This is a genomic window from Maritimibacter alkaliphilus HTCC2654 (assembly GCF_000152805.1).
Lineage (GTDB): Bacteria > Pseudomonadota > Alphaproteobacteria > Rhodobacterales > Rhodobacteraceae > Maritimibacter > Maritimibacter alkaliphilus.
In genome coordinates, this window is record NZ_CH902578.1 from 1,388,362 (window position 1) to 1,415,025 (window position 26,664).

General features: G+C 65.4%; 24 protein-coding genes. 15 read left to right on the top strand and 9 right to left on the bottom strand.

Annotated features, from left to right (window positions below; translation table 11 throughout):
• Positions 1-415: 415 nt before the first annotated feature.
• Complete coding sequence (locus tag RB2654_RS07730; protein WP_008330203.1) at positions 416-1,864, bottom strand: sensor histidine kinase; 1,449 nt, start codon at positions 1,862-1,864, stop codon at positions 416-418.
• Entirely contained in the window at positions 1,861-2,598 is a 738-nt protein-coding gene (locus tag RB2654_RS07735; RefSeq protein WP_040884572.1) for a response regulator transcription factor, read from the bottom strand. The genes RB2654_RS07730 and RB2654_RS07735 overlap by 4 nt, the downstream gene beginning before the upstream one ends.
• Before the next feature lie 192 nt (positions 2,599-2,790).
• Here RB2654_RS07735 and RB2654_RS07740 point away from each other — a divergent pair, with 192 nt between their 5' ends.
• The 15 genes from RB2654_RS07740 to RB2654_RS07805 all read left to right on the top strand — a co-directional run bounded on the left by RB2654_RS07740 (position 2,791) and on the right by RB2654_RS07805 (position 18,486).
• Positions 2,791-4,035 carry an ABC transporter substrate-binding protein gene (locus RB2654_RS07740; protein ID WP_040885543.1) on the top strand — a complete coding sequence of 415 codons (1,245 nt, stop codon included), beginning with the start codon at positions 2,791-2,793 and terminating at the stop codon, positions 4,033-4,035.
• Positions 4,036-4,100: 65 nt separating this feature from the next.
• On the top strand, positions 4,101-4,976 hold the full coding sequence (locus RB2654_RS07745) for a carbohydrate ABC transporter permease (RefSeq protein WP_008330210.1): 876 nt from the start codon (positions 4,101-4,103) through the stop codon (positions 4,974-4,976).
• A complete protein-coding gene (locus RB2654_RS07750; RefSeq protein ID WP_008330212.1) occupies positions 4,969-5,862 on the top strand; it encodes a carbohydrate ABC transporter permease in 894 nt (297 codons plus the stop codon). Before RB2654_RS07745 ends, RB2654_RS07750 begins: the two co-directional genes overlap by 8 nt.
• Before the next feature lie 4 nt (positions 5,863-5,866).
• Positions 5,867-6,964, top strand: coding sequence for an ABC transporter ATP-binding protein (locus RB2654_RS07755; RefSeq protein WP_008330214.1), 1,098 nt, complete (start codon positions 5,867-5,869; stop codon positions 6,962-6,964).
• 271 nt (positions 6,965-7,235) lie between these two features.
• On the top strand, positions 7,236-8,759 hold the full coding sequence (locus tag RB2654_RS07760) for an OpgD/OpgG family glucan biosynthesis protein (RefSeq protein WP_083783456.1): 1,524 nt from the start codon (positions 7,236-7,238) through the stop codon (positions 8,757-8,759).
• A complete protein-coding gene (locus RB2654_RS23360; RefSeq protein WP_008330218.1) occupies positions 8,756-8,932 on the top strand; it encodes a hypothetical protein in 177 nt (58 codons plus the stop codon). The genes RB2654_RS07760 and RB2654_RS23360 overlap by 4 nt, the downstream gene beginning before the upstream one ends.
• A 13-nt stretch (positions 8,933-8,945) precedes the next feature.
• On the top strand, positions 8,946-10,742 hold the full coding sequence (mdoH, locus tag RB2654_RS07765) for a glucans biosynthesis glucosyltransferase MdoH (RefSeq protein ID WP_008330219.1): 1,797 nt from the start codon (positions 8,946-8,948) through the stop codon (positions 10,740-10,742).
• Complete coding sequence (locus RB2654_RS07770; RefSeq protein ID WP_246146521.1) at positions 10,729-11,928, top strand: OpgC family protein; 1,200 nt, start codon at positions 10,729-10,731, stop codon at positions 11,926-11,928. Before mdoH ends, RB2654_RS07770 begins: the two co-directional genes overlap by 14 nt.
• 81 nt (positions 11,929-12,009) lie before the next feature.
• Positions 12,010-12,378, top strand: coding sequence for a hypothetical protein (locus RB2654_RS07775; RefSeq protein WP_008330229.1), 369 nt, complete (start codon positions 12,010-12,012; stop codon positions 12,376-12,378).
• 104 nt (positions 12,379-12,482) lie between these two features.
• Complete coding sequence (locus tag RB2654_RS07780) at positions 12,483-13,502, top strand: TRAP transporter substrate-binding protein (protein WP_008330231.1); 1,020 nt, start codon at positions 12,483-12,485, stop codon at positions 13,500-13,502.
• 53 nt (positions 13,503-13,555) lie between these two features.
• Positions 13,556-14,104 (top strand): TRAP transporter small permease, encoded by a 549-nt coding sequence (locus RB2654_RS07785; protein WP_008330233.1) that lies wholly within the window; start codon positions 13,556-13,558, stop codon positions 14,102-14,104.
• Positions 14,101-15,393 (top strand): TRAP transporter large permease, encoded by a 1,293-nt coding sequence (locus tag RB2654_RS07790; protein WP_008330235.1) that lies wholly within the window; start codon positions 14,101-14,103, stop codon positions 15,391-15,393. The genes RB2654_RS07785 and RB2654_RS07790 overlap by 4 nt, the downstream gene beginning before the upstream one ends.
• Positions 15,393-15,878: a MarR family winged helix-turn-helix transcriptional regulator gene (locus RB2654_RS07795; protein ID WP_008330237.1), complete on the top strand. Its 486-nt coding sequence runs from the start codon at positions 15,393-15,395 to the stop codon at positions 15,876-15,878. Before RB2654_RS07790 ends, RB2654_RS07795 begins: the two co-directional genes overlap by 1 nt.
• On the top strand, positions 15,875-17,683 hold the full coding sequence (locus RB2654_RS07800; protein WP_008330238.1) for an AMP-binding protein: 1,809 nt from the start codon (positions 15,875-15,877) through the stop codon (positions 17,681-17,683). The genes RB2654_RS07795 and RB2654_RS07800 overlap by 4 nt, the downstream gene beginning before the upstream one ends.
• A complete protein-coding gene (locus RB2654_RS07805; RefSeq protein ID WP_008330240.1) occupies positions 17,680-18,486 on the top strand; it encodes an enoyl-CoA hydratase/isomerase family protein in 807 nt (268 codons plus the stop codon). Before RB2654_RS07800 ends, RB2654_RS07805 begins: the two co-directional genes overlap by 4 nt.
• A gap of 123 nt (positions 18,487-18,609) precedes the next feature.
• On the opposite strand, the gene RB2654_RS07810 is transcribed toward RB2654_RS07805, so the two are convergent.
• From RB2654_RS07810 to RB2654_RS07840, 7 genes are read right to left on the bottom strand one after another with little or no spacing between them, the layout of a single operon-like run.
• Entirely contained in the window at positions 18,610-20,172 is a 1,563-nt protein-coding gene (locus tag RB2654_RS07810; RefSeq protein WP_008330241.1) for a flotillin family protein, read from the bottom strand.
• Between the two features lie 13 nt (positions 20,173-20,185).
• Positions 20,186-21,661 (bottom strand): aldehyde dehydrogenase family protein, encoded by a 1,476-nt coding sequence (locus tag RB2654_RS07815; protein WP_008330244.1) that lies wholly within the window; start codon positions 21,659-21,661, stop codon positions 20,186-20,188.
• 15 nt (positions 21,662-21,676) lie between these two features.
• A complete protein-coding gene (locus RB2654_RS07820) occupies positions 21,677-22,885 on the bottom strand; it encodes an ABC transporter ATP-binding protein (protein WP_008330246.1) in 1,209 nt (402 codons plus the stop codon).
• Positions 22,878-23,609, bottom strand: a complete 732-nt coding sequence (locus RB2654_RS07825; RefSeq protein ID WP_008330252.1) for an ABC transporter ATP-binding protein — start codon at positions 23,607-23,609, stop codon at positions 22,878-22,880. The genes RB2654_RS07820 and RB2654_RS07825 overlap by 8 nt, the downstream gene beginning before the upstream one ends.
• Positions 23,609-24,541 (bottom strand): branched-chain amino acid ABC transporter permease, encoded by a 933-nt coding sequence (locus RB2654_RS07830; RefSeq protein ID WP_008330253.1) that lies wholly within the window; start codon positions 24,539-24,541, stop codon positions 23,609-23,611. The genes RB2654_RS07825 and RB2654_RS07830 overlap by 1 nt, the downstream gene beginning before the upstream one ends.
• Positions 24,538-25,404, bottom strand: coding sequence for a branched-chain amino acid ABC transporter permease (locus tag RB2654_RS07835; RefSeq protein ID WP_008330254.1), 867 nt, complete (start codon positions 25,402-25,404; stop codon positions 24,538-24,540). The genes RB2654_RS07830 and RB2654_RS07835 overlap by 4 nt, the downstream gene beginning before the upstream one ends.
• A 60-nt stretch (positions 25,405-25,464) precedes the next feature.
• Positions 25,465-26,664 (bottom strand): amino acid ABC transporter substrate-binding protein, encoded by a 1,200-nt coding sequence (locus RB2654_RS07840; protein WP_008330255.1) that lies wholly within the window; start codon positions 26,662-26,664, stop codon positions 25,465-25,467.

Genomic DNA, 26,664 nt, shown 5'->3' on the forward strand with positions numbered 1-26,664 from the left:
AGCCCCACATGCGCGCCGGGTGATCTGGTCAAACATAAAAACTCCATTCATATCGCGGTCGCGAAAATTGCTTCTTCGGGAAATGCGAGGAAAGCGCCGACCCCTTGTGCGCGCAGATCGAATGCGACTGTCCCATGCTCCGACCTCCCCGATCCCCTCTTTGGGTGAATCGTTGTTATCGCAGCCATTTTACGGGACTTGCGCCATGCGCCAAGCCTGCCGAACGGGATTCAGCAGAACGTGATGTGGAATCCCCAGCTTCGGCGGTTTTTGCGGCGAGACCCGTCGCGTGGAACGGAGGTCTCGCGATCAGCCTGCGAGGTCGTCTCAGTTGCCGCGAATGTTCGATTATTTCAAGCTAAAGGCAGGACGGTCCCACCCGTTCGCAAGAACTGGTTCGGTATGACCAAACCACCTAAGCGCGCAGAATCTCGAGCCGTGCGCGCAGACCGCGGTCTCCGCGCTCGAAGAACAGCCGACCGCCGTGCTGTTCCGCCACGGTCGCGACGATGGTCAGCCCCATGCCGAAGCCCGAAATCGTCTCGGTGTTCGTGCCGCGCTTGAACGGGGCCACGGCCGCCTCGACATCCGGAACCGACATATCGCTGCCTTCGTCCTCGACCGTCAGAACGACACGATCCGACGCGACGGCGAGCGAGACATGGGCCCGGCGCCCGTATTTCAGAGCATTGTCGATCAGGTTGGACAGCGCACGGGCAAGCGCGATGGGGCGCCCCGTGACGAGAACGCGCTGGCGTTCGGTCAGCGCCCCCCGCCCCTGCTTGCCCGTGAACAGGGACCGGGTCGCGGCGGCCGTCGGCTCCTCCATCTCGAAGGTCACGGGATGGCCGACATCCTGAAAATCCGCCACGGTCGCCTCGACCAGCGACAGAAGCGACAACTGGCGCGCATCCTCGGCGTCCATCTCGGCGCGGGTGTAGGTGAGCACGCTTTCGATCATCCCGGTCATGCGGTCGATGTCGGTTTCGAACTTTCCGCGCAACGCCTCGTCCTCGATCAGCGCCGCACGCAGTCTCAGGCGCGTGGCGGGCGAGCCAAGGTCATGGCTGACGCCCGACAGAACAACCGCCCGGTTCTCCAACTGCTTTCGCTCGGCGTCGAGATAGGCGTTCACCGAGGTCACGATCTCGCGCAGTTCCTGTGGCCCCTCGATCTCGTAAAGATCACGCTCGCCGATCCTTCGCCGTCCTTTCAGCAGGTCCGCGAAGGCGGTGAACTGCCCCGCCGTGTTGACCGAGACCGTGAACAGGATCGCAAGCGTCACCACCGACAGAAACACGGCCGGAAGGCGCAGGTCGGTCGGGGCGGCGTCGCAGGTCCAAAGCCCGTCGCCCGACACGGCGACCCAGGGCCCGGCCCCGGCGCGCGCAAGGATCACCGCGTCACTGCAATAGCGTGCGACAAGGCGGACCAGCAGCCCCAGTGTTTCGGCGGACCTCTGGCCCTCGGACTTGGTGATGTCGCTGACCTGATAGCGCACGTCGCGCGACAGGACCGCAAGGCTCAGACCGGCCCGTCCGGCGTCCTCGGTGGTGTCCGGCAGGATCGAGGCGAGCGACACCCGTGTCGGGCGGGGGGCGAAACTGAGGGCGGAAAAGTCACCTGCGTCGGCGCGGGCGGCATCGTCCGGCGCGAGGCGTTCGAGGCTCAAACCGTTCGGCGGCGGCAGCCCGTCGGTCAGCGTGTCGTAAAGCAGCACGCCGGTCACGCGCGCCCGGTCGAGGTATCCGGTCCAGTTCCGGTTCGACGTCGACCACATCCAAGCGGCGACCAGCCCGATCGCGAAGGCGGCAAAGACCATCGCGACCGCCCCGTTTCGCAGGCTGGGCCGGATCAGGCTCACGCGTCTTCCGCCGTCACGTCCACGGCCAGCACATAGCCCACCCCCCGTTCCGTCCGCAGCATGACGGGGGCCTTGGGATCATCCTCGATCTTGGACCTGAGACGACCCACGAGCATGTCGATGGCCCGCCCCGATGCCTCGTCCTCGTGCCCGCCCTCGCCGGTCACGTCCAGCGTCGCCGCGATCTCGGCCCGGGTCAGCGGGATGAACGGATTGGCGAGCAGAGCCTGAAGCAGCGCATGTTCGCGCCGCGACAGCGACACCTGATACCCATCGGGCGAGATGACCTCGTCGCGCTTGGCGTCATAGGTCCAGCCCGCGAAACGAAACACCTTTGTCCGCCGCCGATGCGAGAGCGACGCCGCGCGACGGGTGCGGGCCAGCACCGCCTTGACCCGCGCGATCAGAAGATCCGGGTTGAAGGGTTTGGCGATATAGTCGTCGGCCCCGACCTCATACCCTGCCATGCGCTGATGGTCCGCCGAGAGCGCCGAGACGAGGATGATCGGCACGTCTTCGTCCCGCCTGAGATCGCGGCAGATCTCGACCCCGTTCTCGTCGCCCAGCATCACGTCGAGCAGGATCATGTCGACCCGCCCCGCCGCGAGCGCGGCCTTGATGTCCTCGCGCGAATTCGCGCCGTGCGCGATGAAGCCGTGCTTGTGCAGAAACTCGGTCATCATCCCGCGCATGTCGGCGTCGTCGTCCACGACGAGAAGTCTGGGTATCGTCACCGTGCGTCCTCCTCCCCGGCGATCTTTCCGGCCAGCCTGCACCAAATGCAACGCCCGCGTAACAGCCTGTAACAAACCGCGCCGAAATCAACATCGGGTGTCGGAACGGCCCCTTGATCGGGGCACGGCGCCAAGCGCAGGATACATGATAGCGCTGTCATGGAGGGCAGCGATATCTGGGAGGAACTCAAGATGAAATACACCGCATTCGCGGCCGTCTCTGCCGTCGCCCTGTCCGTTGCGGGCATGGCCCAAGCCGAACCGCAGGCCGAAGTCCTGCATTGGTGGACCTCGGGCGGCGAGGCCAAATCGGTCGCCGTTCTTCAGGAAGAATTCGCCGAAAACGGCGGGACGTGGACCGACATGCCCGTCGCGGGCGGCGGTGGCGACGCCGCCATGACCGCTTTGCGCGCCCGCGTGCTCGCCGGCAACGCGCCGACCGCCGTCCAGCTCAAGGGCCCGGCGATTCAGGAGTGGTACGAAGAAGGCGTGCTCGCCGATATTTCGAGCGTCGCCGAGGCACAGGGTTGGGCCGACGTGCTGCCCGCCTCGATCGCCAACCACATGAAATGCGAAGGCACTTGGTGCGCGGCCCCCGTGAACGTTCACCGCGTGGACTGGATCTGGGCCAATGCCGAAGTGCTCGAAGCCAACGGCATCGAAATGCCTACGACCTGGGAAGAATTCAACGCCGCCGCCGAGACGCTTCAGGCCGCCGGCATCACCCCGCTCGCCCATGGCGGCCAGGCGTGGCAGGACGCGACCGTGTTCGAAACCGTCGTGCTCGGCCTTGGCGGGCCCGAGTTCTTCCAGTCCGCGCTGGTCGACCTCGACACCGAGGCGCTGACCTCGGACACGATGAAAGCGGTCTTCGACCAGATGCGCACCCTGCGCGGCTATGTCGACGACAACTTCTCGGGCCGCGACTGGAACCTCGCCACGGCGATGGTCATGAACGGCGAAGCCGCGTTCCAGATCATGGGTGACTGGGCCAAGGGCGAATTCCTCGCCGCCGGTAAAGTGCCGGGCGAAGACTTCCTCTGCGCCTCCACCCCCGGTGACGGTTTCCTCTATAACGTCGACAGCTTCGCGATGTTCGAAGTGGACGGCGACGACAAGCGCGCGGGTCAGGAGCTTCTGGCCGAGCTGATCGTCGGTCAGAACTTCCAGAAGGTGTTCAACCTCAACAAAGGTTCGATCCCGGCCCGCACCGACGTGTCGCTGGACGAGTTCGACAGCTGCGCAGTGACCTCGTCCGAGGATATGGCGGCCTCGTCCGAAAGCGGTTCGCTCCTGCCCAGCTATGCCCATGGCATGGCACTGCGCGGCGCTCAGGCCGGTGCGATCACCGACGTGGTGACGGCCCACTTCAACTCCGACATGTCGTCGGATGAAGCGGTGCAGATGCTCGCCGACGCCGTCGCGAACTCGATGTGATCTGACATCACCCGAACACCGGACCCGTCCCCTTCGGGGGCGGGTTCATTCAGGGGGAGGAATACATGGCCAAGTGGTTCGAATCCCATTTGCCCAAGATCGTGCTGGCGCCCAGTTTCATCGCCGTCCTGATCTTCGTCTATGGCTTCATCGGCTGGACCGCCTGGGTGTCGCTCACCCGCTCGCGTCTCCTGCCGAAATACGAGATCGAAGGCTTCATCCAGTATGAGCGCCTGTTCGACTCGCCGCGCTGGGACACGGCGATCACCAATCTTTACATCTTCGGGGGCCTCTACATCGGCATCTCGATGGTTCTGGGCCTGATCCTCGCGATCCTGCTGGACCAGAACATCCGCACCGAAGGCGCGATCCGCACGATCTATCTCTACCCGATGGCGCTTTCGATGATCGTGACCGGGACCGCGTGGAAATGGATCCTGAACCCCGGTCTGGGCGTGCAGAACATGGTGCAGGGCTGGGGGTTCGAGAATTTCACCTTCGACTGGCTGGTGAACCCGGACAGGGCGATCTACGCGATCATACTCGCGGCCATATGGCAATCCTCCGGCTTCGTCATGGCGCTGTTCCTCGCCGGTCTCAGATCGGTCGATACCGAGATCATCCGGGCCGCGCAGGTCGACGGCATTCCGACATGGCGCGTCTATACGGCGATCATCATTCCCTCGATGGCCCCGATCTTCCTGTCGGCCTTCATCGTGCTCGCCCACTTGGCGATCAAGAGCTTCGACCTCGTCATCGCGCTTACGGGCGGCGGACCGGGTTATGCCACCGATCTGCCCGCGACATATATGTATGCCATGGCGTTCTCGCGCGGCGACATCGGTCAGGCGGCAAGCTCGGCCATGATCATGATGCTCGTCGTCTTCGCGATCATCGTGCCCTACCTCTACTCGGAACTGAGGGTGACGAAGCATGACTGATGCGACTTTCTCTCCCGCCCGCAGGCAAAGCGCGCTTGGCAAGACCGCCCTGCGCTGGGGGCTCTACATCATCCTCGCGCTGTTCGCGGTCTACTACCTGCTGCCGCTCTTCGTGATGGTCACCACCTCCTTGAAGAGCCTCGAAGAGATCCGCACCGGCGACCTCGTCGCCCTGCCCCGCGAAATCACCTTCGACGCGTGGCGCACGGCCTGGTCCGAGGCCTGCACCGGCATCCAGTGCGAGGGCGTGCGCCCCTACTTCTGGAACTCGGTGCTGATCGCGGTGCCCGGTGTCGTCATCTCGACCCTGCTCGGGGCCGTGAACGGCTATGTCATCGCGCAATGGCGGTTCAAGGGGGCCAACATCATCTTCGCGCTGATGCTGTTCGGCTGCTTCATCCCGTTCCAGGTGGTTCTGCTGCCCATGGCGCGCCTGCTCGGCATGATGGGCATCGCCGGGACGATCCCCGGGCTGATCTTCGTCCACGTGATCTATGGCATCGGCTTCACGACGCTGTTTTTCCGCAACTACTACGTCACGATCCCGCAGGAGCTGGTGAAAGCCGCCAAAGTGGACGGGGCCACGTTCCTGCGCATCTTCTGGTCGATCTTCCTGCCTCTCAGCCTGCCCATCATCGTGGTCAGCATCATCTGGCAGTTCACCCAGATCTGGAACGACTTCCTCTTCGGTGTCTCGTTCAGTCAGGCGGGCACGCAACCCGTGACCGTGGCGCTCAACAACATCGTCAATTCGACGACGGGCGTGAAGGAATACAACGTGGACATGGCCGCCGCGATCATCGCCGCGCTCCCCACCCTTCTCGTCTATGTCGTCGCAGGCAAATACTTCATCCGCGGTCTGACCGCCGGTTCCGTGAAAGGCTGACCCAATGGCACCCATTCTCGACATCCGCAATCTCTACAAGAACTACGGCTCGGTAGAGATTCTCAAGGACATCAACGTGGCGATCGAGCCGGGCGATTTCCTTGTTCTCGTCGGCCCCTCCGGCTGCGGCAAGTCCACGCTTCTGAACTGCATCGCGGGGCTGGAGCCGATTTCCGGCGGGTCCATCGCCATCGGCGGGGACGACATGACCAATGTCAGCCCCAAGGACCGCGACATCGCGATGGTGTTCCAGTCCTACGCGCTCTACCCGACGATGAGCGTCGCCAAGAACATCACCTTCGGGATGAAGGTGCGCGGCGTGGATCAGGCGACGCAGGACCGCAAGCTCGCCGATGTGGCGCGTCAGTTGCAGATCGAACCGCTTCTGAACCGCCGCCCCGGCCAGTTGTCGGGCGGGCAGCGTCAGCGCGTCGCCATGGGCCGTGCGCTGGTGCGCGATCCGAAGCTGTTCCTTTTCGACGAGCCGCTGTCGAACCTCGACGCCAAGCTGCGGGTCGAGATGCGGACCGAGATCAAATCGCTTCACCAGAACCTCGGCGCGTCGATGGTCTATGTGACCCACGACCAGATCGAGGCCATGACGCTCGCCACCAAGATCGTCGTGATGAAAGCCGGGGTGATCCAGCAGATCGGCTCGCCGTCCGAGATCTACAACCGGCCCGCGAACCTCTTCGTCGCGGATTTCATGGGTTCGCCCGCCATGAACCTGATCCCGGCCAAGGCGCGCACCAACGGGGGCGGCACGACCATCGAGATCGCGCGGCGCGAAGGCGAGCCGATCGTGCTGAACGACCCGCGTGCCAAGGACCTGCCTGCGGATGTGATCGTGGGGCTGAGGCCCGAGGACATCGCCGAGCCGGGGTTCCGCCATGGCGAGACGGTGCAACAGGCCGACTGCCGCGTCGATATCGTCGAACCTGCCGGGGCCGACACCTATGTGATGACGCATCTGGGCGGTAAACCCGTCACGGCGCGGATGCATTCCGAGACCGAGGCGGCGGCGGGCAACGTCCACACCTTCGCCTTCGACCTCGCCAAAGTGTCGTATTTCGAACCGGAAACCGGCCACAGGCTCAACTGACCACGGTGGCGGCGCGGGCCCTTGCTGTCACGCGCCGCAGCCTTTGCCCAGCAAACAGGCAGACCTCCGCCGAATTGCGATCAAAAACTCGCCAACTCTCGCCACCCTCCACAAAATGCCCCTTGCGTTCCGCACTGCGGCATTAGAATTTCCTACGCTAACTCAGGAAGTTGTGGAGTGAGAATTGACCCAGGCGATTCGCGGCCTTCGCGCCCGCAGCACACGCCGCCAGGTCTTGACCGGACTGCTGTCGACCGCCGCCCTCGCACCGATGGCATGGCCCTTGCGGAGCCTTGCTCAGGATGCTGCCGAAGCGGCGCCAGAGGCCTCACCCACCACGCCCTTCAGCTTCGACTGGCTGTCGGAACGGATGCAGACGGCGGCGACCGGCGCGCCGCAGGCCCCGGAACAGATCACCGGGTTCCTGACCGAGTTCGACTACGACGACTACCAGCGGGTGCGCTTCAGGCGTGACCGGACGCGGTGGACTGAGACTGAGAACGCGCCCTTCCACCTGAACGCTTTCCATCTCGGCTGGCTCTTCAACGAACCCGTCCATCTGTACGAGGTCACGGACGGTCAGGCCGTGCCGATGCGCTTCACGACCGCCGATTTCGACTATTCGGACGTAAAGACCGAGATCCCCGACAATTTCGAGATGGCGGGCGTCGCGGGGTTCCGGCTGATGACGCCGCTCAACCGCGCCGATCACTATGACGAACTCGCGGCCTTTCTGGGCGCGAGCTATTTCCGCGCGCTGGGGCGGGGCAACGTCTATGGCCTGTCCGCGCGTGGTCTGGCCGTGAACACCGGCATGCCGGACGGCGAGGAATTTCCGCGTTTCACCGAGTTCTGGCTGGAAAAAGCCGCAGAAGGTGACGCGTCGGTCACGCTCTATGCGGCGCTTCGGTCGAAATCCGTCACGGGGGCCTATCGCTTCGTCCTGACTCCGGGCGAGACGACGACGGTGGACGTGACCGCGCGCCTGTTCATGCGTGAGAACGTGCAACAACTTGGCGTCGCGCCGCTGACCTCGATGTTCCTGTTCGGCGGGGCCGATCCCGGTGCCTTCGACGATTTCCGGGCCGCCGTTCACGACAGTGACCACCTGATCCTGAACACCCGCGCGGGCGACACTTACCTGCGCCCGCTGGTGAACCCGTCGCGTCTCGGCAACTCCTATCTGGCCGCACAAGACCCGGCTTCGTTCGGACTGATCCAGCGCGAACGGGATTTCGATCAATATCTGGACGCACAGGCGCATTACGAGCGCCGCCCATCGCTGATCGTCGAGCCGCTCGGCGACTGGGGCCGCGGGTCCGTCCGGCTGCTGGAGATTCCCTCGGATCTCGAAGGGAACGACAACATCGTCGCTTATTGGGTGCCGGATGGTCCGGCACGTCAGGGCGACGCGTTCGAGTTCAGCTATCGCCTGCACTGGGGTCTGACGCCCCAAGGCGACCGCGCTTCCGAGCGTGCCCGCGTTTTGCGCACCCGTGTCGGAAAAGGCGGCGTCGCGGGCGTCAAGGGCACCACGGACCGCAAAAAGTTCGTCATCGACTTCGACGGCGGGCTTTTGGCGGAACTTCCCCGCGATGCGGACATTGAGCCGAAAGTGACGGTTCTGCGCGGCGAGCTTTCGCAGGCGACCCTGTCTCCGGTCGAGGGCACCGACCTGTGGCGACTGGTGATCGAGGCGGTGCCGGGCGACGGCTCGATGGAGTTGCAGGCGGTCCTCACGGGCTACGGGCGGATCCTGAGCGAGACATGGCTGTACCAATGGGTGAGCGAATGAAAGACGTGTGGGAAAACGACGGGCCGGTCCGGGCGATGATTTCGGACGAGCCAGAGGGCTGGGCGCCGCCCGAAGCCCCGCTCGACATGCCCCCGCAGATTCTTAAAACCCCCGCGGTGCGACTGGATCTGGGTCAGATCTTCAGGATGATCCTTCCGCGCCAGCGCATCTGAACGACGTTTTCCCATGACACCCCGAACCCATCTCCCGCCGGACCCGACAACGGTCCGGCTGCGCGCCGTGGCCCTTGGCTTCACGGTGCTGGCGGCCGTATCCGCGACGGTGCTGGTGACGGATGCGGCGTTGCAGGACGGGTTCCAGATCTGGGACGCGATCCGCAGCGGTTTGATCCTCGTCACGACCGGATGGCTGGCATGGGGTGCGGCGCTGGCGCTGATGGGCCTGTGGCCGCGCAAGGCGCAGGCGGCGCCCGCGCTCACCACGACGCCGCGCACCGCCGTGCTCGTCCCGATCTGCAACGAAGACCCGGTCTCCACCTTCGCACGGATCGCCGCCATGGACGGGTCGATCCGCGATGCGGCGCTCGATCTGGATATCGTGATCCTGTCCGATACCCGCTCGCAGGACGGACAAGCCGCCGAGCAGGCGGCGTTTCGCATGTTGATCGCGGAAACGCAGGGCGCGGGCCGCATCTTCTACCGTAACCGAAGCGACAACCGGGGCCGCAAGGCGGGCAATGTCGAGGATTTCATCCGGCGTTCCGGCGGGGCCTATGACTATGCCGTGACGCTGGATGCCGATAGCCTGATGTCGGGCGCGGCGCTGCGCGAGATGATCGCGCGGATGGAAGCGGACCCGGGTCTTGGCCTGCTCCAGACCCTGCCCCGCATCGTGGGCGCGCAAAGCTTCTTCGGCCGCGCCATGCAATTCGCGTCCGCCTTTCACGGCCCGGTCTTCACGCGCGGGCTTGAACGGATGCAGGGCGCGACCGGGCCGTACTGGGGCCATAACGCGATTGTCCGCGTCTCGGCCTTCGCGGCCTCCTGCGGTCTGCCCGAACTGACGGGGAAGCCCCCCTTCGGCGGTCACATCCTGTCGCATGATTACGTCGAGGCCGCGCTGCTCGCCCGTGGCGGATGGAAGGTGAAGGCCGACAGCCGGATCGAAGGGTCATACGAGGAAGGCCCGGAGAACGTGCTGGCCTATGCCAAGCGCGACCGGCGCTGGTGTCAGGGCAACCTGCAACACATCCGTCTGCTCGCCGCCCCCGGTCTGGCGGGGTGGAGCCGCTACGTGTTCCTGCAAGGCATCTTCGCCTATCTCGTCTCGGTGCTCTGGGCGCTGTTCCTGATCTCGACAGTCGCGGGAACCGTGTTCGCGCCCGAGCCGGACTATTTCCCAGACGCCTATCAGCTGTTCCCGGTGTTCCCGTCCGACCGCACGCGCGAGATCACCGCGCTGGTGCTTGGCATCGTCGGGCTGCTCATCATGCCGAAGGTGGCGATCCTTGTGAAATCCATCGCGACGGGCCGCGCACGCGGGTTCGGCGGTGCGGCGCGGGCGACGGGGTCGGTTCTGTTCGAGATCCTTCTGACTTCCCTCCTCGCCCCGATCATGCTCATGTTCCAGACCCGCGCGGTGCTTCAGGTCGTGACCGGGCAGGATGGCGGCTGGCCATCGCACGCGCGCGGCGAGGGCGCCCTGACACTCGGACAGGCGCTGCGGTCGTCCGCTTGGATCGAGGTCACGGGGCTTGCCGCCCTTCTCGCCACGGCATCCTTCGCGCCGACGCTCATGCTCTGGCTCCTCCCCGTCACGCTGCCGATGATCGCGGCCCCGGTCCTGATCTCATGGTCGTCGCAACCCGTGGGCGGTCTGCATTTCGGCGTGCCGGAAGAACGGAAGGTGCCGCGTGTCGTTGCCGACTACCGCGCCATCCACGCGCGCTGGCGGGCTGGCATCGAGGATCGGAAAGCCCCGGTGACACAGGCAGAACCGGAGGGGCGGCATGTCCCGGCCTGAGACCCAGATGCGCCGCCCGCGCGACAGCCGGATCGACTTCTTCCGTGGCCTTCTGCTGTGGATGATCTTCGTCGATCACGTGCCCGGAAATCCCTATGAGCATTGGGCGACGATCCGCAACTGGGGGTTCTCGGACGCCGCCGAAAGCTTTTTCATCATCTCCGGCATCGCCGCCGGGATCGCCTATTCGGGTCGCTTCGCCACATGGCGCGACACCGGGCTGTGGCCCGCGATCGCGCCGATGTGGAAGCGGTCGTGGGTGCTCTACTTGTCGCATATCTTCCTCACCGTGGCCGGAATCGCGATCTTCGCGTTGGGGGCCGAGGCGCTGGGGCTGGTCGAGCTTCTGACCAAGAACAACCTCAAGCAGGTGTTCCAGAACACGGCTCAGGCGATCATCGGAATCGTCACGCTCGGGCATCAGATCGGATATATGAACATTCTGCCGGCCTATTCGGTGCTTCTGGTGGCGGCGCCCTTCGCGATCCTCATCGGCCAGCGTGCGCCGCGCCTGCTTTTGATCGGCTCGGTTCTTCTGTGGTTCGCCACGGGGCTGTGGCGCTGGAACCTTCCGGCCTATCCGAACGCGGGCGGCTGGTTCTTCAACCCTTTCGCGTGGCAGCTCATCTTCGTCGTCGGGTTGCTGACCGGCATCGCGTTCCGCCGGGGCGAACGCTTCGTGCCGGTGAATCGCGCGCTGTTCTGGATCGCGGCGGGCTGGCTCGCCCTTGTGCTCGCCTGGCGCTACGTGCCGGAGTTCGGGCCTGCGATGAACCGTGGGATGGCATGGCTCGCCGGTCAGGGATTTCCGTTCCACATCACGTCCCACGACAAGACATATCTGCCGTTCCTGCGCATGACCCATGCGCTTGCGCTGGTCTACGTGGTGTCCTGCCTGCCCGTGGTCACGACCCTCACCGCACAACGCTGGGGGGAACCGCTACGGGTCATGGGCCGTCAGGGCCTCCTGATCTTTTCCGCCGGTGCGCTGTTGTCCTACGTCGGCCAGACCCTGATCGCGTGGCAGCCGGAGAACGTGTTGATCCCGTGGCTCTACATCCCAGCGGGCACCGTGGCGCTGGTCGTTCTCGCCTGGGCCGCCGACTGGAAGCGGCGGGCGGGCACGGCAGGGACGCGGGCGCTGACCGTCAAGGACAGCCGCGCCGACCCGCTGGCCGCCGGGTGACCTCGCCCGCCAAACCTTGATACCGCCCGCAGGCAATCCCTATCTCATAGCCCATCGAACAGAACGAAAGAGGCAGGCACGATGCGCAACGCAGCCCTGATGCTGGGGATTATCGGCGGTTTGATCGCCATGGTGGTGGGGTTTTTCAACTACGGCTACACCGAGGTCGTTCGCGCCAATGTCGAGATCGGCGAGGCCTTCGGTTTCGTTCAGAACGAGGAATTTCTGCGTATGTCCAGCTTCGTGGCCCCGCTGCTTGCCATCGCGGGCGGTGCGATGGCCAAGGTGCGCGCGCTGTGGGGCGGCATCCTGCTGATTGTCGCGGGCGGGCTGATGTATTACGCCTTCGGCTTCGGCGTCTTCACCATGTTCCCGATCGGCTTTGCGCTGGTGGGCGGGCTGCTCGCCCTCGCCGCCGGAAAACCGGACGAACCCAAGGCGCATTTCTGAACACGCCTCGACGGGTAGCCCGCGCAATTCCTGTTGATTTTTGGAGTTTGTTTGATATCCATCATTCTTGAGATCCGAGAATCCGGACTCGTAGGGAGGATATCATGAAAAAGACTTACGTCGCGCTTTGCGCGATCCTGACCGTTATGGCCCCGGCCACCCTGACCGCGCAGGAGGTTACGCTCCGCCTGTCGCACTGGGTGCCGCCCACCATCTCGCCGGCGACCAAGGGGATCAATCCCTGGGCCGAATCCGTGATGGAGGCCTCGGACGGTCGCATCCAGATCGACATCTACCCGGCCCAGCAGCTTGGCCGCGCCCCCGATCACTATGACATGGCCAAGGACGGCATCGTCGATCTGTCTTACGTCAACCCCGGCTACACCGCTGGCCGCTTCCCGATCTACGCGCTGACCGAAGTGCCCTTCATGGCCGACGACAGCGTCAAGGGCGCGATGGCGATCCACGAATGGTATGCCGCCAACGGGGCCGAGCAGGAAATGGGCGACGTCAAAGTCTGCTTCGTTCACCCGCACGCCCCCGGCGCGCTCCACACGCAGGTCGACGTGACCAGCCCGGACGGCGTTTCGGGCAAGAACGTGCGCCCGGCCCACGCCACGATGGCGCGCTTCGTGTCGCTGCTTGGCGGTGGCCCCGTGCAGGTGCCCGCCCCGGAAGTGCGTGAAGCCCTGTCGAAAGGTGCGGCCGAGGCCGTGACCTTCCCGTGGGGGTCGATGTACGACTTCAACCTGACCGAAGAAGTGCCCGTGCACCTCGACATGCCGTTCTACCTGTCGGCGCAGGTTCTGATCATGAACCTCGACAGCTACAATTCGCTGTCGGACGAGAACAAGGCCGTGATCGACGACCATTGCACCCCGGAATGGTCGGGCAAGGTCGCGCAGGGCTGGTACGACGACGACATGGCCGCCAAGGAAAAGCTGATGGCGGACGAGAACCAGACCTTCAACACGCCGACCGAGGAAGAGGTCGCCGCATGGCGTGAAGCCGCCGCGCCGCTCATCGACGAGTGGAAGGCCGCCGTGGCCGACCGTGGCCATGACGCCGACGCGATCCTCGAAGCCTACAAGGCCAAGCTGGTCGAAATGGGCGCCGACTACTAAGGCGAAACCGGGCGCGCGGGGCCTCCTCGCGCGCCCGAACCTTGCAGGTCATCATGCAGACAGATTCCACCAGCGCCGCCCGCGGCCTCAGTCGGGCCATCCTGTTCATCGAGCGGATCGCAGGGGCCCTGCTCGGCCTCGTCACGATCCTGATCGTCGCCTCGGCCATCGGCCGCTACGGCTTCGCCCGCCCCCTGCCGGACGCCTTCGATGTGTCGCGGCTGCTTCTGGGTGTCGCGATCGGCTGGGGCATGGCAAGCCTTGGCTTTCACGGCACGCATATCAAGGTCGATCTGCTTGCCCAGGCGGTCGGGCGCAGCACGCGCCGCTGGATCAACGGCTTCGCATGGGCCGTGCTGGCCGCCTTTACCGCGCTTCTGTGCTGGAAGATCTGGGGCCGCGTGATGTCGGCCATGAACGGCGGCGACGCGACGATGGACCTGCGCCTGCCGCACTGGCCCTTCTTCCTCGCGATCTGGTTCGGCCTCATGGCGGCGTTGTTCACCACGCTGGTCCGGCTCTGGCTGATCGGTCGCCAAGGCACGGACCTTGGGGAATTCGACGGGATCGACGAACAGCTTCTCGAGGATCAGAAACCATGAGCAACGAATTGATCGCAGGCGGCGGTTTCGTCGTCCTCTTCGCCCTCATGGCGCTGCGCGTTCCCATCGGGATCGCGATGGGCATCGTCGGCATCGGCGGCTTCGCCGTGGTGATCGACACGAAGCCCGCGCTGAACCTGCTGGCGCAATCCCCGATCTCGACCATCACCGATTTCAACCTGACGCTCATCCCGTTCTTCGTGCTGATGGGCGTGCTCGCCACGAATTCAGGCATGTCGTCCGAGCTTTTCCGTGCGGGCCGTGCATGGCTGGGTGGATTTCGCGGCGGGCTCGGCCTCGCCTCGGTCGGGGCCTGCGGCGGTTTCGCGGCGATCTGCGGCTCGTCAGTTGCCACCGCCGCCACCATGACCAAGATCGCCTATCCCGAGATGAAGCGCGCAGGCTACGGCGACGAGGCCGCGACGGGCATCATCGCCGCTGGCGGCACGCTGGGCATCCTGATCCCGCCGTCCGTGGTGCTGGCGATCTATGGGTTCATCACCGAAACCGACATCGGCACGTTGTTCATCGCGGGGATCGTGCCGGGCCTTCTGGCCGTGCTGATGTACATGCTCACGGTGCGGTTCTGGTATGGCCGCACCCTGCCCGCCGCCGAGCCGTTCACGATTGCCGAGGCGATGGCGTCACTCCGCGGCGTCTGGGCCGTTGGCCTCTTGTTCATCGCGGTGATCTTGTCGATCTACTTCGGCATCGTCACCGCGACCGAAGCCGCCGCTGCCGGGGCACTCCTGACCGCAATCATCGGTTTCGTGCGCCGCCGGCTGACCTGGGCCACTCTTCTCGACAGTCTGGTCGAGGCGCTGCGCACCTCGGTCGCGATCTACGTGGTCCTGATCGGGGCGACGCTGTTCGGCTACTTCCTTGCCATCACCCGCGTCCCGCAGGAGTTCACGCAGTTCCTTGTCGACATCGGCGGCGGGCGCTACGGCACGCTCTTCCTGATCCTGCTCCTGTTCCTCGTGATGGGCTGCTTTCTGGACGCGATGGCAATGATTATCCTGATGGTCCCCATCGTCTTCCCGGTCATCACGCAGCTTGGCTTCGACCCGGTCTGGTTCGGCGTGATCGTGGTGATGACGGTGGAACTGGGGCTCATCACGCCACCCGTGGGAATGAACGTCTACGTCATCAATTCCATCGCCAGCCGGGTGAGCCTGCCCACGATCTTCAAAGGCGTCCTGCCCTTCGTCACGGTCGACGTCCTGCGTTTGCTTTTGCTCATCGCCTTTCCGGCGCTGGTGCTGTTCCTGCCGGGGAGCATGAACTGATGCCCGAGACGCTGATGCGAGACGTGGCCGAGCTGACCGTGCCGGGGATGCTGCAAAACTCGGTGTCCTACCAGATCCGTCTGCTCCAGATCGCATCTTACAAGAGCTTTGAACAGCAAATGTCGAGCCACGGCTCGGCCCCGCGCTACTTCGGGCTGCTCAAAATCGTCGAGGCGAACCCCGGCATCCCCCAGACGCGGCTGGCCGAGGCGATCTATCTGGATCGCTCGTCGCTCGTCCCGATCCTTGAAACGCTGACCCGCGAAGGCTGGGTCGAGCGCAAGAAATCGACCACCGACAAACGCGTGCGCCGGGTGTTCCTGACGAAAGCCGGGGCCGAGAACCTCGCCCGGCTGGAGGACGAGGTGACGGCGCACGAGACGATGGTCACCGCCGATCTGACGCCGGCGGAAAAGGCGACGCTCCTCGACCTGCTTGCGCGCGTCGACAAGACCCTGAGGGCAAATTTCGGAGGCGCGTCATGATCGCGACGCTGGACGACATCAAGGCGCTCGAGGCGCGCGGGTTCGACGAGGTCTATCCCCTGCGCACGCCATGGGACATGATCCGCACGCAGGCCGAGCAACGGCCCGACGCCGTCGCGATCCGCTATGTGAACGACGCCTCGGACCCGGCGCGCGATACCGCCCTGACCTACCGCGAATTTGCGGATCGGATCATGGCGGCGGCGCGGGTATTTCGCGGGCTGGGCGTCACGCCGGATCGGTCGGTCGCGATCCTGACGCAGCACAGCATCAGCGGTCAGGTCGCGCTTTGGGGTGCGCAGATCGCGGGGCGTGCCTGCCCGATCAATCCGATGCTGAAACCGGATCACGTCGCCGCCCTGATCCGCGCTGCAAACGCCGCCTGCGTGGTGGTCATGGGCGTGAACGACGAGCTTGAATACTGGTCCACCCTCGTCCCCGCTCTGCGTGCCGAAGGGATCGACCTGCCGATCCTCGCCTGCGATGCGGACGCCCCCTCGCCCGGCGCGGACGGGGTGCTCGAAGACCTGATCGCGGAACCCGGCGAGCCGATCGAGGTGCACGGTGACGAACGCACCCTTGCCGCATATTACCACACCGGCGGCACCACGGGCGCGCCGAAGATGGTGCAGCACCTCAGGCTGAACGAGGCGCATGTCGCCCGCTCCTGCGTGCTGATGCACGATCTGGGCCCGGACGACGTGGTGGTGAACGGCTATCCGCTGTTCCACGTCGCCGGAGCGTTTGTCTACGGCCTGTCCACCTTGTCGGCGGGCGGAACGCTAATCGTTCCGGGCCGTCTGGGGATGCGCAACACCGCGTTCATGGGCCGGATCTGGACGCAGGTCGAACGCTACCGCATCACCGTTCTGGGGCTGGTTCCGACCTTGCTGGGCGCGGTCAAGGGCCAGCCGGTGGACGCCGACATTTCGTCCCTGCGCTGGTTCCTTGCAGGCGGATCGCCCTTGCCGACGGAACTCGCGGATGCGGCCGAGGCGACGCTGGGCGTGCCGGTGCGCAACATCCTTGGCATGACCGAAAGCGCGGGCGCAATCGCGGTCGAACCCGTGCACGGCCCCCGCACACCGCAATCCTGCGGTCTGCGCCTGCCCTTCTCCGAGGTTGCGATCTTCGGTGAAACTGACGGCGAGGCGGACCCGGACAAGATCCTCGCGCCCGGCGAGACCGGGATCATCGCCGTGCGCGGCCCGAATGTGGCGGATGGGTATTCCGAGGAAAGCCGGAACGCGGGCACGTTTCTGGACGGCGGCTGGCTGGTGTCCGGCGACCTCGGGACACTCGACGCCGACGGACGGCTGTTCATCACGGGTCGCAAGAAGGACGTTATCATCCGGGGCGCGCACAACATCGACCCGCAGATGATCGAAGACGCGCTTCTGGCCCACCCGAAGGTCGAAGCCGCCGCCGCCGTCGGGATGCCGGATTCCTACGCGGGCGAGTTGCCCGTCGCCTTCGTCATGACCCGCGACGGATGGACCCCCGGCGAGGGCGAGTTGATCGCGTTCTTGAAAGATCGGATCGAAGACCCGGTGGCGCTGCCCAAACGGATCGGCACGGTGGACGCCATGCCGCTGACTCCGGTCGGAAAGATCTTCAAGCCGACGCTCCGGGCCGAAGCGATCCGTTGGGCCATCGCCAGCGCGGGCGAGAAACTGGGCCTGACCCCCGAGGTGGTGGTGGGCGACAAGCTGGACACCCGCGTCACCGTCCCCGCCGCGCGGCTGGACGACATGCGCGCCGCGCTTGAAGGGATGCCGATCAGTTTCACGGTCACCGGCGCATGAGCGTTCTGACCTGTGAGATCGAAAACGGGGTCGCCGTCGCCACGCTGAACCGGCCCGAACGGCACAACGCCCTGTCGCCCGAGTTGATCTGCCGGCTGGCCGACCTGTTCGATGCACTGGCGAAAGACGATGCCGTTCGCGTGGTCGTTCTGACCGGAGCGGGCGACAAGACTTTCTGCTCCGGCGGCGACCTCGAACTGTCGTTGCCCTTGCTGTCGGGGGCGCGCGGGCCCGAAACCGAATGGGACGACCGGATCGTCGCCGACCGTTCGCTCGTGTTCCGGGCGAGTCTGAAGGGCGAGACGTTTCCCAAACCCGTCATCGCGGCGATCAACGGGCATTGTCTGGCAGGCGGGTTCGAATTGATGCTCGGCACCGACATTCGCATCGCCGCCGAACACGCGGTGTTCGGTCTGCCCGAAGCCAAACACGCGCTTATTCCCTTTGCCGGGGCGCTCGCCCGGATCACGCGGCAATTGCCACAAACGCTGGCGATGGAGATGCTCCTGACCGGCGACACCGTGCCGGTCGCGAGAATGGCGGCGTTCGGGCTGGTGAACCGGGTCGTGCCCGTCGCCGACGTCCTGCCCGCCGCGCTGGAGATCGCGCGCCGGATCGCCGCGAACGGCCCGGTCGCGGTCGAAGCGATCAAGATGGTGGTGACGGAAGCCATCGGAAGGCCCTTGGCGGAGGGCTACGCGTTGGAAACCCGCGCGATGGATCGCGTGATGGCCACCGAAGACGCCCGCGAAGGGCCGCGTGCCTTCATGGAGCGGCGCAAGCCCGTCTATCACGGGCGTTAGGGCGACGTCACGGCGTGGACAAGGCGGCTTCGCTCGTCTGCCAGTTGCACTGCGCCCTCAAGACAGGAATGTCGCTTTGAGGCGGGGGAGCAGGCTTGCGCGGCCCGCTCCCCCGACCCTTCCCTAGTTCCCCTTGCCGGTGTCGTCCTTGCTGGCGACGTGGCTGCCGATCACCTCGCCCAGCCGGTTCATCGCCGGGGCCGACACCGCGAGGTCGAGGATGGAATCTACGATCTGCGAAACGGGCGAGCCGGGTTCGGTGCGCTCGCCGCCACCCTGCCCGCGCGCGCCAAGGCCGTTGACGTTGTGGATGGTGATGCTGTCGATCTTTTCGGCGGGCTTCACCATCTGGCTCACGATGCCCGGCATGGCGTCGAGGCGCATCTTCTCCATCTCCAGCGCGGCGAGCGCGTCGGAGCGGGCGTTCTGGGCTTTGATCCGCGCGGCTTCGGCCTCGACCTCGGCGAGTTTCAGAAGCTTCATCGCTTCCGCTTCCTCGCGCTTGGCCTCGGTCCGATCCTTGGCGGTGGCCTTGTCGCTTTCCGCCGCGATGCGCGCGCGGGTCGCAGCCGTCTCGGCGTCCTGCTGGGCCGCCAGAAGCGCGACGGCCTTGCGCCGCTCGGCCTCGGCCATCTGGCGCGCGGTCTGGATCGCTTCTTCGGCCTTCACCGCTTCGGCGCGGGCCGTGTCGGCATCAGCGCGGGCGCGGCTCTCTTCCTGCGACTTGGCGGAGATCTGGATCTGCCGCTCCTGCTCTGCGATCTGAAGCGCACGCTCCTGTGCGATCTCGGCCTCTCGGATCGCCAGTTCCCGCGCGATGTCGGCGGACTGGATTTCCTGCTCCATCCGAATGCGCGCGTGGGCGGCCGAGCGTTCGGCATCGGCCTTGCGGCTCGCCACCTCGGCCAGTTGCGCGGCCATCAGCGTTTCGACCTCCTGCGCCTGCGCGATCTCGGCCCGACGTTCCTCAAGGTCGATCTCCAGTTTCCGGCGCGAAGCTTCCATCGCCGTGCGCCGCACCTCGACCTCGCTGTCGCCCTCGATCTGGGCGCGTTCGCGTTTCGACTTGGCGATCACCTCGGCCAGCTTGCGCATCCCGACCGCGTTGAAGGCGTTGGTCTCGTCCAGCGTATTGAACGGCGTCTGGTCGAAATCCGTCAGCGACACGCTGTCGAGTTGCAACCCGTAGCGCCCGAGCGTTTCGCCCAGAATATCGCGTACCTCGCGCACGAACTCGGCGCGGTTCTCATGCAGCTCGTCCATCGTCATTTGGGCCGCGACCGTGCGCAGCGCGTCGATCATCATGCCGTCGATCAGCGTCTTCAACTCGTCGGGCTGGAACGTGCGCCGCCCAAGGGTCTGGGCCGCGCGCGCGATGGCTTCGGGTTCGGGAACGACCGAGGCATAAAACTCGGCCCCCACGTCGACGCGCATCCGATCCTTGGTGATAAGCGCGGAATTGCCGCGCCGCACCACATCCATGCGGATCGTCTGCATGTTCACGCGGTTGATCTCGTGGAAATACGGGATCGCCAGCGTGCCGCCGTCGATGACGACCTTGCGCCCCCCGACCCCGGTTTTCACAAGGCTGATCTCGTTCGTCGCCCGTTCATAGAACCACGCGGCCAGCGCGATCAGAATGGCGGCGACGATGACAAGGAGGATGATCCATCCAATCGCAGTCATGGCGTATCCTTTCTCAGAAGACCGGCGGGAAATGACGCCCGCCACGGTCGAGGGTGATCCAGCGCAACTCGGTGAACGCGTCGAGCGACCAGCGCCCGCCGTAGCGACCCACGCCCGAGGCCTTGGTGCCGCCGAACGGCACGTGCGGCTCGTCGTTGATGTTCTGGCAGTTCACATGACAGATGCCGGTTTCGATATGCTCGGCCATGCGCAGGGCCTTGGCCTCGTCCCGCGTCATGATCGCCGCCGTCAGCCCGTATTCGGTGTCGTTGTTGAGCGCGATCGCCTCGGCTTCCGTGCGGAACGGGGCGACGATGACGACGGGGCCGAAAGTTTCGTCATGCCAGATGTCCATGTCGGCGTTGACGTTGGTCAGCACCGTGGGTTCGACGAAATTGTCCCACGCGTTACCGCCCAGTTCGACGGTCGCGCCCTTGGCAACGGCATCGTCGATCAGGGCTTTCACCCGCAGCGCCTGCCGCGTGTTCACCAGCGGGCCGATCACGTTGTCCTTGTCCTTCGTGTGCCCAGTCTTGAGCTTGGCGGCACGGGCGAGGAATTGGCGCATGAAGTCGTCATAGACCCCCTCCTGCACCAGAATTTTCTCGGTCGACATGCAGACCTGACCCTGATGCATGAACGAGCCGAAATTGGCGGCCTTGGCGGCGTGGTCGAGGTCGGCGTCATCCATGATAATCATGGAATCCTTGCCGCCGAGTTCGACGCAGGCCTTTTTCAGATGCGCCCCGCACTTGGCCGCGATGTGGCGGCCCACGGCGGTCGATCCGGTGAAGGACACGGCTTTCACGGTCGGGTTCTCGATCATCTCGTCGCCCACGGCGCCCACGCTTTCGCGGCTACAGGTCACGACGTTGAACACCCCCGGCGGGATGCCCGCTTCGTCGAGGATTTCGGCGAAATACAATCCGCCTGCGTATGGCGTATCTTCGGACGGTTTCAGAACCACGGTGTTGCCCACCGCCAGCGCCGCCGCGAAGCCGCGCGAGGTCAGGATGCCGGGCATGTTCCACGGGGAAATGACGCTGACGACCCCCAGCGGAAAGCGCGTGGCCATCATGAACTTGTGGTGCTCGGAGGGGAGCACTTCCCCGATGTTCTGATAGCATAGCGCCGAGGCCGAGCGGAACACTTCGGCCACGTAGCCTGCCTCGAACACGCCCTTGCCGAACCAGCCGCCGCCCTCTTGCACGGCGGCGTTGATGAAGTCGCCCTGACGCCGGTCCCAGACCTCCGCGATCTTGAGCAGGTAGTGCGCGCGCTCGTGGAAGGCGAGGCCCGACCACGCCGGGAACGCCGCCTTGGCCGCCGCGATGGCGCGCCGCGTATCCTCGGGCGAGCCGTCTGGGATGCGGGCGTAGAGCGAATTGTCGGATGGATTCAGGTCGTCGAAGGTGCGGGACGCGGGCGTCCACTGGCCGTCGATATACATGCCCTTGATGTTGGGCGCGGTGTTGGGACTGTCGAGCATGATGCCTCCTCTCCCTTAGGGTTTGCCGCGGGTGCGGGTGCGCGAACGGTCGCGGGCCCGTTGGGCGGCGGTTTCGATTTCGGTGAGCACTTCGCGCAGCCGGTCGCTGTGATGGCCGAGGTCCGGCATGGGCCGGGTCGGTTGGCTTGCGCGGGCGGGTTTCGGAGGCTCCGGCATCGGTGCGGGGCGCGGCGGAAGCGCGGGCGCGCCGCCCTTTCGCGACGACTGGCTCGCCGCCTTGGCGACGATGCTGGCCGTGTCGATGCCTGTGGCCGTTGGCGTCGCGGCGGGCGCGGGCCGTGGCGCGGGTCTGGCGACCGGCGGGGCCGGTGGCGGTGCCGGGCGCGGGGCGGGTTCCGGCGCGGGCGCGGGCTTGGCGGGCCGCGCCGGGGCCAGACCACTCATCGCCTGAGCCGCGATATCCGAGGGCGACGGGCCTTTTGCCGGGCGCGGGGCGCTTGGCGCAGGCATGGCGTTGGCCTGGGGCTTGGCCTTGCCCGCCCCGCCCTTGGCCGCCGCACCGCCCAGATAGGCCTTTTGCACCGCCGGGTCTTTGGCGAGGCTCGCCGCCGCATCCTCATGAATGATCTCGGTGTTTTCGAGCAGATATCCCCGATCCGCGATGGCGAGGGAGGCCTTGGCGTTCTGCTCGACGAGCAAGATCCCGATCCCCGTGTCGCGCACCGCCCGAAGGCTCTGGAACAGTTCCTTCGACAAGAGCGGCGACAGGCCGAGCGAGGGTTCGTCCAGTGTCAGAATAGCCGGGTTCGACATCATCGCACGCCCGATGGCGACCATCTGCTGCTCGCCGCCCGACATGGTGCGCGCGACCTGTCTGCGCCGCTCCAGAAGCTTGGGAAACAGCGCATAGACCCGGTCGAGGTTGGTGCGTTCGGCATCCTTGGCGCGTTCGGAATAGGCTCCCAAGGTTAGGTTTTCCTCGACCGTCAGATCACCGAAAATGCCGCGCCCTTCCGGCACCAGTGCGATGCCTTCTTCGACGATCCGGTCGGGCTTCATGCCGACGAGTTCATGCCCGTTCATGCGGACCGATCCCGTGACCTTGCCCTCGCAGATGCCGCTGATCGCCTTCAAAAGCGTCGATTTCCCCGCGCCGTTCGCGCCGAGGATGACGACGATCTCGCCTTTGCCGACGCGCACGGATGCCTTGTTCAGCGCCGGGTGCTGGCCGTAGGCGGCGGAAAGTCCCTTCACCTCAAGCATCGTCGTCCCCCAGATAGGCGCGGATGACCTCAGGGTCTGACAGCACGTCGTCCGTCGTCCCTTCCGCGATTTTCTTGCCCGAGGACATGACCACGCAGTTGTCGCAAAGCGAGCGGATCGCATCCATGACGTGCTCGACCAGAATGATCGTGCGCCCCTCGTCGCGCAGTCGGTGGATGAGGTCGATGCCTTCGGTCAGTTCGGTGGGGTTCAGCCCCGCGAGCCATTCGTCGAGGAGCAGCACCTCGGGCTCGCCCGACAGCGCGCGGGCCAGTTCGACCCGCTTGGTGTCGATATAGGTGAGCTGACCCACGTGGGCCTTGGCCTTGTCCGCCATGCCGATCTTTTCGAGCACCTGCATCGCGTGACGCTCCGCCGATTGGCCCCAACGGCGGCGGTGGCCGAAGACACCCCCCGCCATGACGTTTTCGAGCACGTTCATCGACGGCAGGAGCCGCACGAGCTGGAACGTCCGCGACACGCCCTTGCGCGCGATCTGGCGGGCGGGCAGCCCGGTGATGGTGCCGCCGCGCAAGCTGATCTCACCATCCGTCGCGGGCAGCGCGCCGGAGATCAGGTTCAGCGTCGTGGACTTGCCCGACCCGTTCGGGCCGATCAGTCCCAGCACCTCATGCTCGCGCACGTCGAAGCTGACGTTGTCGACCGCGACCAGCCCGCCGAATTGCTTGGTCGCGCCTCTGAGCGATATGACCGTATTCGCCATCATGCCATCGCACTCCGCTTTTTCGCGCGGCCCCTGAGCCGGTCGTAGAGGCCGACGAAACCGCCAGGCAGCAGATAGACGATGGCGAGGAAGCTGAGGCCCAGAAGCAGCGTCGTCTGGTTCGGGAAGGAGGACGAGATCGCCTCCCACAACAGCGTGAAGGGAATGACGCCGACGAGCGGACCCCAGAGCCGCCCGGTGCCGCCCAGAAGCGCCATGATGACAACCTGGAACGAGAGCATAGGCGTAAAGGCGGTGGCGGGTTCGATGTAGATATAGCGCGGCGCGATCATGGCACCGACGATGGCTGCCGTGGCCCCCGAGACGACGAAGAGCGCGATCTTGGAGAGCGCCGTGTTGATGCCCACATGCCGCGCCACATCCTCATCATCCCCGATGATGCGCAACGCGAAGCCGAGCTTTGAGCGGCCGATGGCCCAGCCGAGCAGGAACACGAGCGCGGCGAGGCCCAGAAGCTGCCAGTAGATGTCGGGATCGGTGAGTTCGGTCAGAACATAGGTGCCCTTGTGCCCGGTTTGGTTCTGATACCAGGTCACCGCCTGGCGCGTCATTTCGGCCAGCCCTAGCGTGAAGATCACGAAATACACGCCGGAGAGCCGCAGGGTGGCGAGGCCGACGAGCGCGGCGATCACGCCGCCGATCAGTCCGGCGATGGGTAGAAGCACCCAGTAGGGCAGATGCTCGATCCCCGACCCCATGACATAGGTGCCGATCCCGAAGAACGCGGCGGTGGCGAGCGAGATGTAATGCGTCGGGCCAGAGAACAGGGCCCAGCTTGTCGCCAGCACCGTATACATCGCGATCGAGACGCCGAGCGAGATCAGGTAGCCGTCGTTCGTGAGCGGCAGGAGCGCGGCGACGACCAGAAGCGCGGCACTCCAGCCGAGGTTTTTCCAATCCTGCGTCTTCATGTCGGTTTCCTTCCGAAGAAGCCCTGCGGACGGAACAGCAGGATCAGGATGAAGAGAGCGTAGGCCGCGACGAGCGTCAGGCCGGGGTCGATGACGGAGGCGACGAAGGTTTCGCCCACGCCCAGAACCAGCGCGGCGAGGATCGTGCCGCGCACGTCGCCCACCCCGCCCATGATGACGATGATGAGCGCCTTCATGGTGAACATCACGCCGGTCGAGGCGTCGAGCGTCAGGAAGGTCGAGATCACGGCCCCGCCCACGGCGGTCACCGCGCCGCCCAGCGCAAAGGCGCGGGCCGACAGCTTGGGCACGTCGATGCCCACGAGACGGGCGTTCTCCGGCGACACGGCGACGGCGCGAATGGCCATCCCGGCGCGCGAGACGTTGAGCCAGAGAAACAGGGCCGCACACAGGATCGCGGCGCAGACGAAGGCCACCACGCGGTTCAGGCCATAGTTGTCACCGAACACGGTGATGGGCCGCGCCAGGTAGGAATAGCTGAAATAGTCGCCCCCGAAGGCCCAGATCATCAGCCCCACCATCACGAAGGACAGACCGAAGGTGGTGAGGATCGCATCGACCTCGAGCATCCCACGGTTCTTGGCGCGTTTCACCAAGGGCCGCAGCATGATCCGGTAGATCAGCCAGTTCAGCACGTAGGCCAGCGGCGCGACCAGAAAGATGGTCAAGAGCGGGCTGACCTGACCCACGGTAAACAGAGTGAAGGCGGCGAAGGCGCCGATCACGAGCATCTCGCCATTGGCGAGGTTCATGATGCGCGACACACCGTATTGCAGGTTCAGCCCCAGCGCGATGAGCGCATAGGTGCCGCCGAGGATGAGACCCGTGATGAGGATGTCCATGACGTCTCCGAATAGAGTGGCGGGACCGGCACGCGCCGGACCCGCCAATGTCGTGAGTGGTTATTCCCAGCCGGTCTTGAGGATCGGCTCCACGGCGCCATCACGGCCCGTTTCCTTGATCCCCTTGAACTCGCCGCCCTGCCACTGACCGACGGTCCAGTAGGCGGTGTTGGAGTTCTGATCGTCGAAGTCGATGGTGCCCATCACGGTCTCGAACGCGTTGTCCTTGATGAACTGCGTCACCTCGGCCATGTCGAGCGTGCCGGTGGTTTCGATCGCTTCCTCGAGGATCTGGAGCGAGGCATACATCATGCCCGACGCCCAGTAGTCCGGCTTGGCCCCGGTCGCGGCTTCGTGACGCGCGGCATAGTCCATGAACTCCGGCGAAGCGGTGTTGACGCCACCGATCCCCATGACCCCCTCGGCCGCAGCGCCGAAGCGTCCGGCGAATGCGGGGAAAGCGGTTGCGACGGCGGTGTAGAACGCCTTGACGTCAAGCTCTTCGATCATCGCCTGTTCGGTCAGCCCGAAGGTGTCGGGCGGATAGGACCATGCGACGAAGGCATCCGGGTCCGCGCCCTTGACCGCCTTCATGATCGGCGACAGATCCTGCGTGCCCAGCGGATACGAGGTCTCATAGACCAGTTCGAACCCCGCAGCCTCGACCGCGGGTTTGGCGACGGCCATCAGCTCGATCCCGAAGGCGTCGGCCACGTTGACCATCGCCACCCGGTTGCCGATCTCGCCGGCTTCGCGCAGGTCCGACAGCACCTCGACCGCGTCCTCGGCAAGGTCGGTGGAGCGACCGAGCAGGAAGAACATGTCGTTGAACTGGCCCGACAGCTCACCGATCTGGTCGGTCGCCGCCGACGAGGTGATCTGCGGGAAGCCCAGACGGTCGAAGATCGGCGCAGCGGCGATGTTCAGGCCGGTGGAATAGGGCGCGAGGATGATGTCGGCATTGTCCTGCGTCGCGAGACGCTGCACCGCCTTGATCGTTTCGGCCGGGTTGGTCTGGTCGTCATATTCGATGACTTCCAGCATCCGCTGTTCGCCACCCACGTTCAGGCCGCCGCGCGCGTTCACCTCGTCGACCCAGAGCTTGATGTTCGGCCAATGGGTCACGGCGGCGCCCCCGGCCAGCGGACCGGTCTTGGGCGCGACCGCGCCCACGATGATGTTGTCCTGTGCGAAAGCGGCACCGGCCATCAGCGTCGCGGCCAGCGTCGTCGTCACCTTGAAGAAAGTTCTCCGTTTCAT

Bases quoted from the DNA above. Each gene is read 5' to 3' on its own strand.
- RB2654_RS07740 (WP_040885543.1), top strand. From the start codon at position 2,791: ATGAAATACACCGCATTCGCGGCCGTCTCTGCCGTCGCCCTGTCCGTT.
- RB2654_RS07745 (WP_008330210.1), top strand. From the start codon at position 4,101: ATGGCCAAGTGGTTCGAATCCCATTTGCCCAAGATCGTGCTGGCGCCC.
- RB2654_RS07750 (WP_008330212.1), top strand. From the start codon at position 4,969: ATGACTGATGCGACTTTCTCTCCCGCCCGCAGGCAAAGCGCGCTTGGC.
- RB2654_RS07755 (WP_008330214.1), top strand. From the start codon at position 5,867: ATGGCACCCATTCTCGACATCCGCAATCTCTACAAGAACTACGGCTCG.
- RB2654_RS07760 (WP_083783456.1), top strand. From the start codon at position 7,236: ATGGCATGGCCCTTGCGGAGCCTTGCTCAGGATGCTGCCGAAGCGGCG.
- RB2654_RS23360 (WP_008330218.1), top strand. From the start codon at position 8,756: ATGAAAGACGTGTGGGAAAACGACGGGCCGGTCCGGGCGATGATTTCG.
- mdoH (WP_008330219.1), top strand. From the start codon at position 8,946: ATGACACCCCGAACCCATCTCCCGCCGGACCCGACAACGGTCCGGCTG.
- RB2654_RS07770 (WP_246146521.1), top strand. From the start codon at position 10,729: ATGTCCCGGCCTGAGACCCAGATGCGCCGCCCGCGCGACAGCCGGATC.
- RB2654_RS07775 (WP_008330229.1), top strand. From the start codon at position 12,010: ATGCGCAACGCAGCCCTGATGCTGGGGATTATCGGCGGTTTGATCGCC.
- RB2654_RS07780 (WP_008330231.1), top strand. From the start codon at position 12,483: ATGAAAAAGACTTACGTCGCGCTTTGCGCGATCCTGACCGTTATGGCC.
- RB2654_RS07785 (WP_008330233.1), top strand. From the start codon at position 13,556: ATGCAGACAGATTCCACCAGCGCCGCCCGCGGCCTCAGTCGGGCCATC.
- RB2654_RS07790 (WP_008330235.1), top strand. From the start codon at position 14,101: ATGAGCAACGAATTGATCGCAGGCGGCGGTTTCGTCGTCCTCTTCGCC.
- RB2654_RS07795 (WP_008330237.1), top strand. From the start codon at position 15,393: ATGCCCGAGACGCTGATGCGAGACGTGGCCGAGCTGACCGTGCCGGGG.
- RB2654_RS07800 (WP_008330238.1), top strand. From the start codon at position 15,875: ATGATCGCGACGCTGGACGACATCAAGGCGCTCGAGGCGCGCGGGTTC.
- RB2654_RS07805 (WP_008330240.1), top strand. From the start codon at position 17,680: ATGAGCGTTCTGACCTGTGAGATCGAAAACGGGGTCGCCGTCGCCACG.
- RB2654_RS07810 (WP_008330241.1), bottom strand. From the start codon at position 20,172: ATGACTGCGATTGGATGGATCATCCTCCTTGTCATCGTCGCCGCCATT.
- RB2654_RS07815 (WP_008330244.1), bottom strand. From the start codon at position 21,661: ATGCTCGACAGTCCCAACACCGCGCCCAACATCAAGGGCATGTATATC.
- RB2654_RS07820 (WP_008330246.1), bottom strand. From the start codon at position 22,885: ATGCTTGAGGTGAAGGGACTTTCCGCCGCCTACGGCCAGCACCCGGCG.
- RB2654_RS07825 (WP_008330252.1), bottom strand. From the start codon at position 23,609: ATGGCGAATACGGTCATATCGCTCAGAGGCGCGACCAAGCAATTCGGC.
- RB2654_RS07830 (WP_008330253.1), bottom strand. From the start codon at position 24,541: ATGAAGACGCAGGATTGGAAAAACCTCGGCTGGAGTGCCGCGCTTCTG.
- RB2654_RS07835 (WP_008330254.1), bottom strand. From the start codon at position 25,404: ATGGACATCCTCATCACGGGTCTCATCCTCGGCGGCACCTATGCGCTC.
- RB2654_RS07840 (WP_008330255.1), bottom strand. From the start codon at position 26,664: ATGAAACGGAGAACTTTCTTCAAGGTGACGACGACGCTGGCCGCGACG.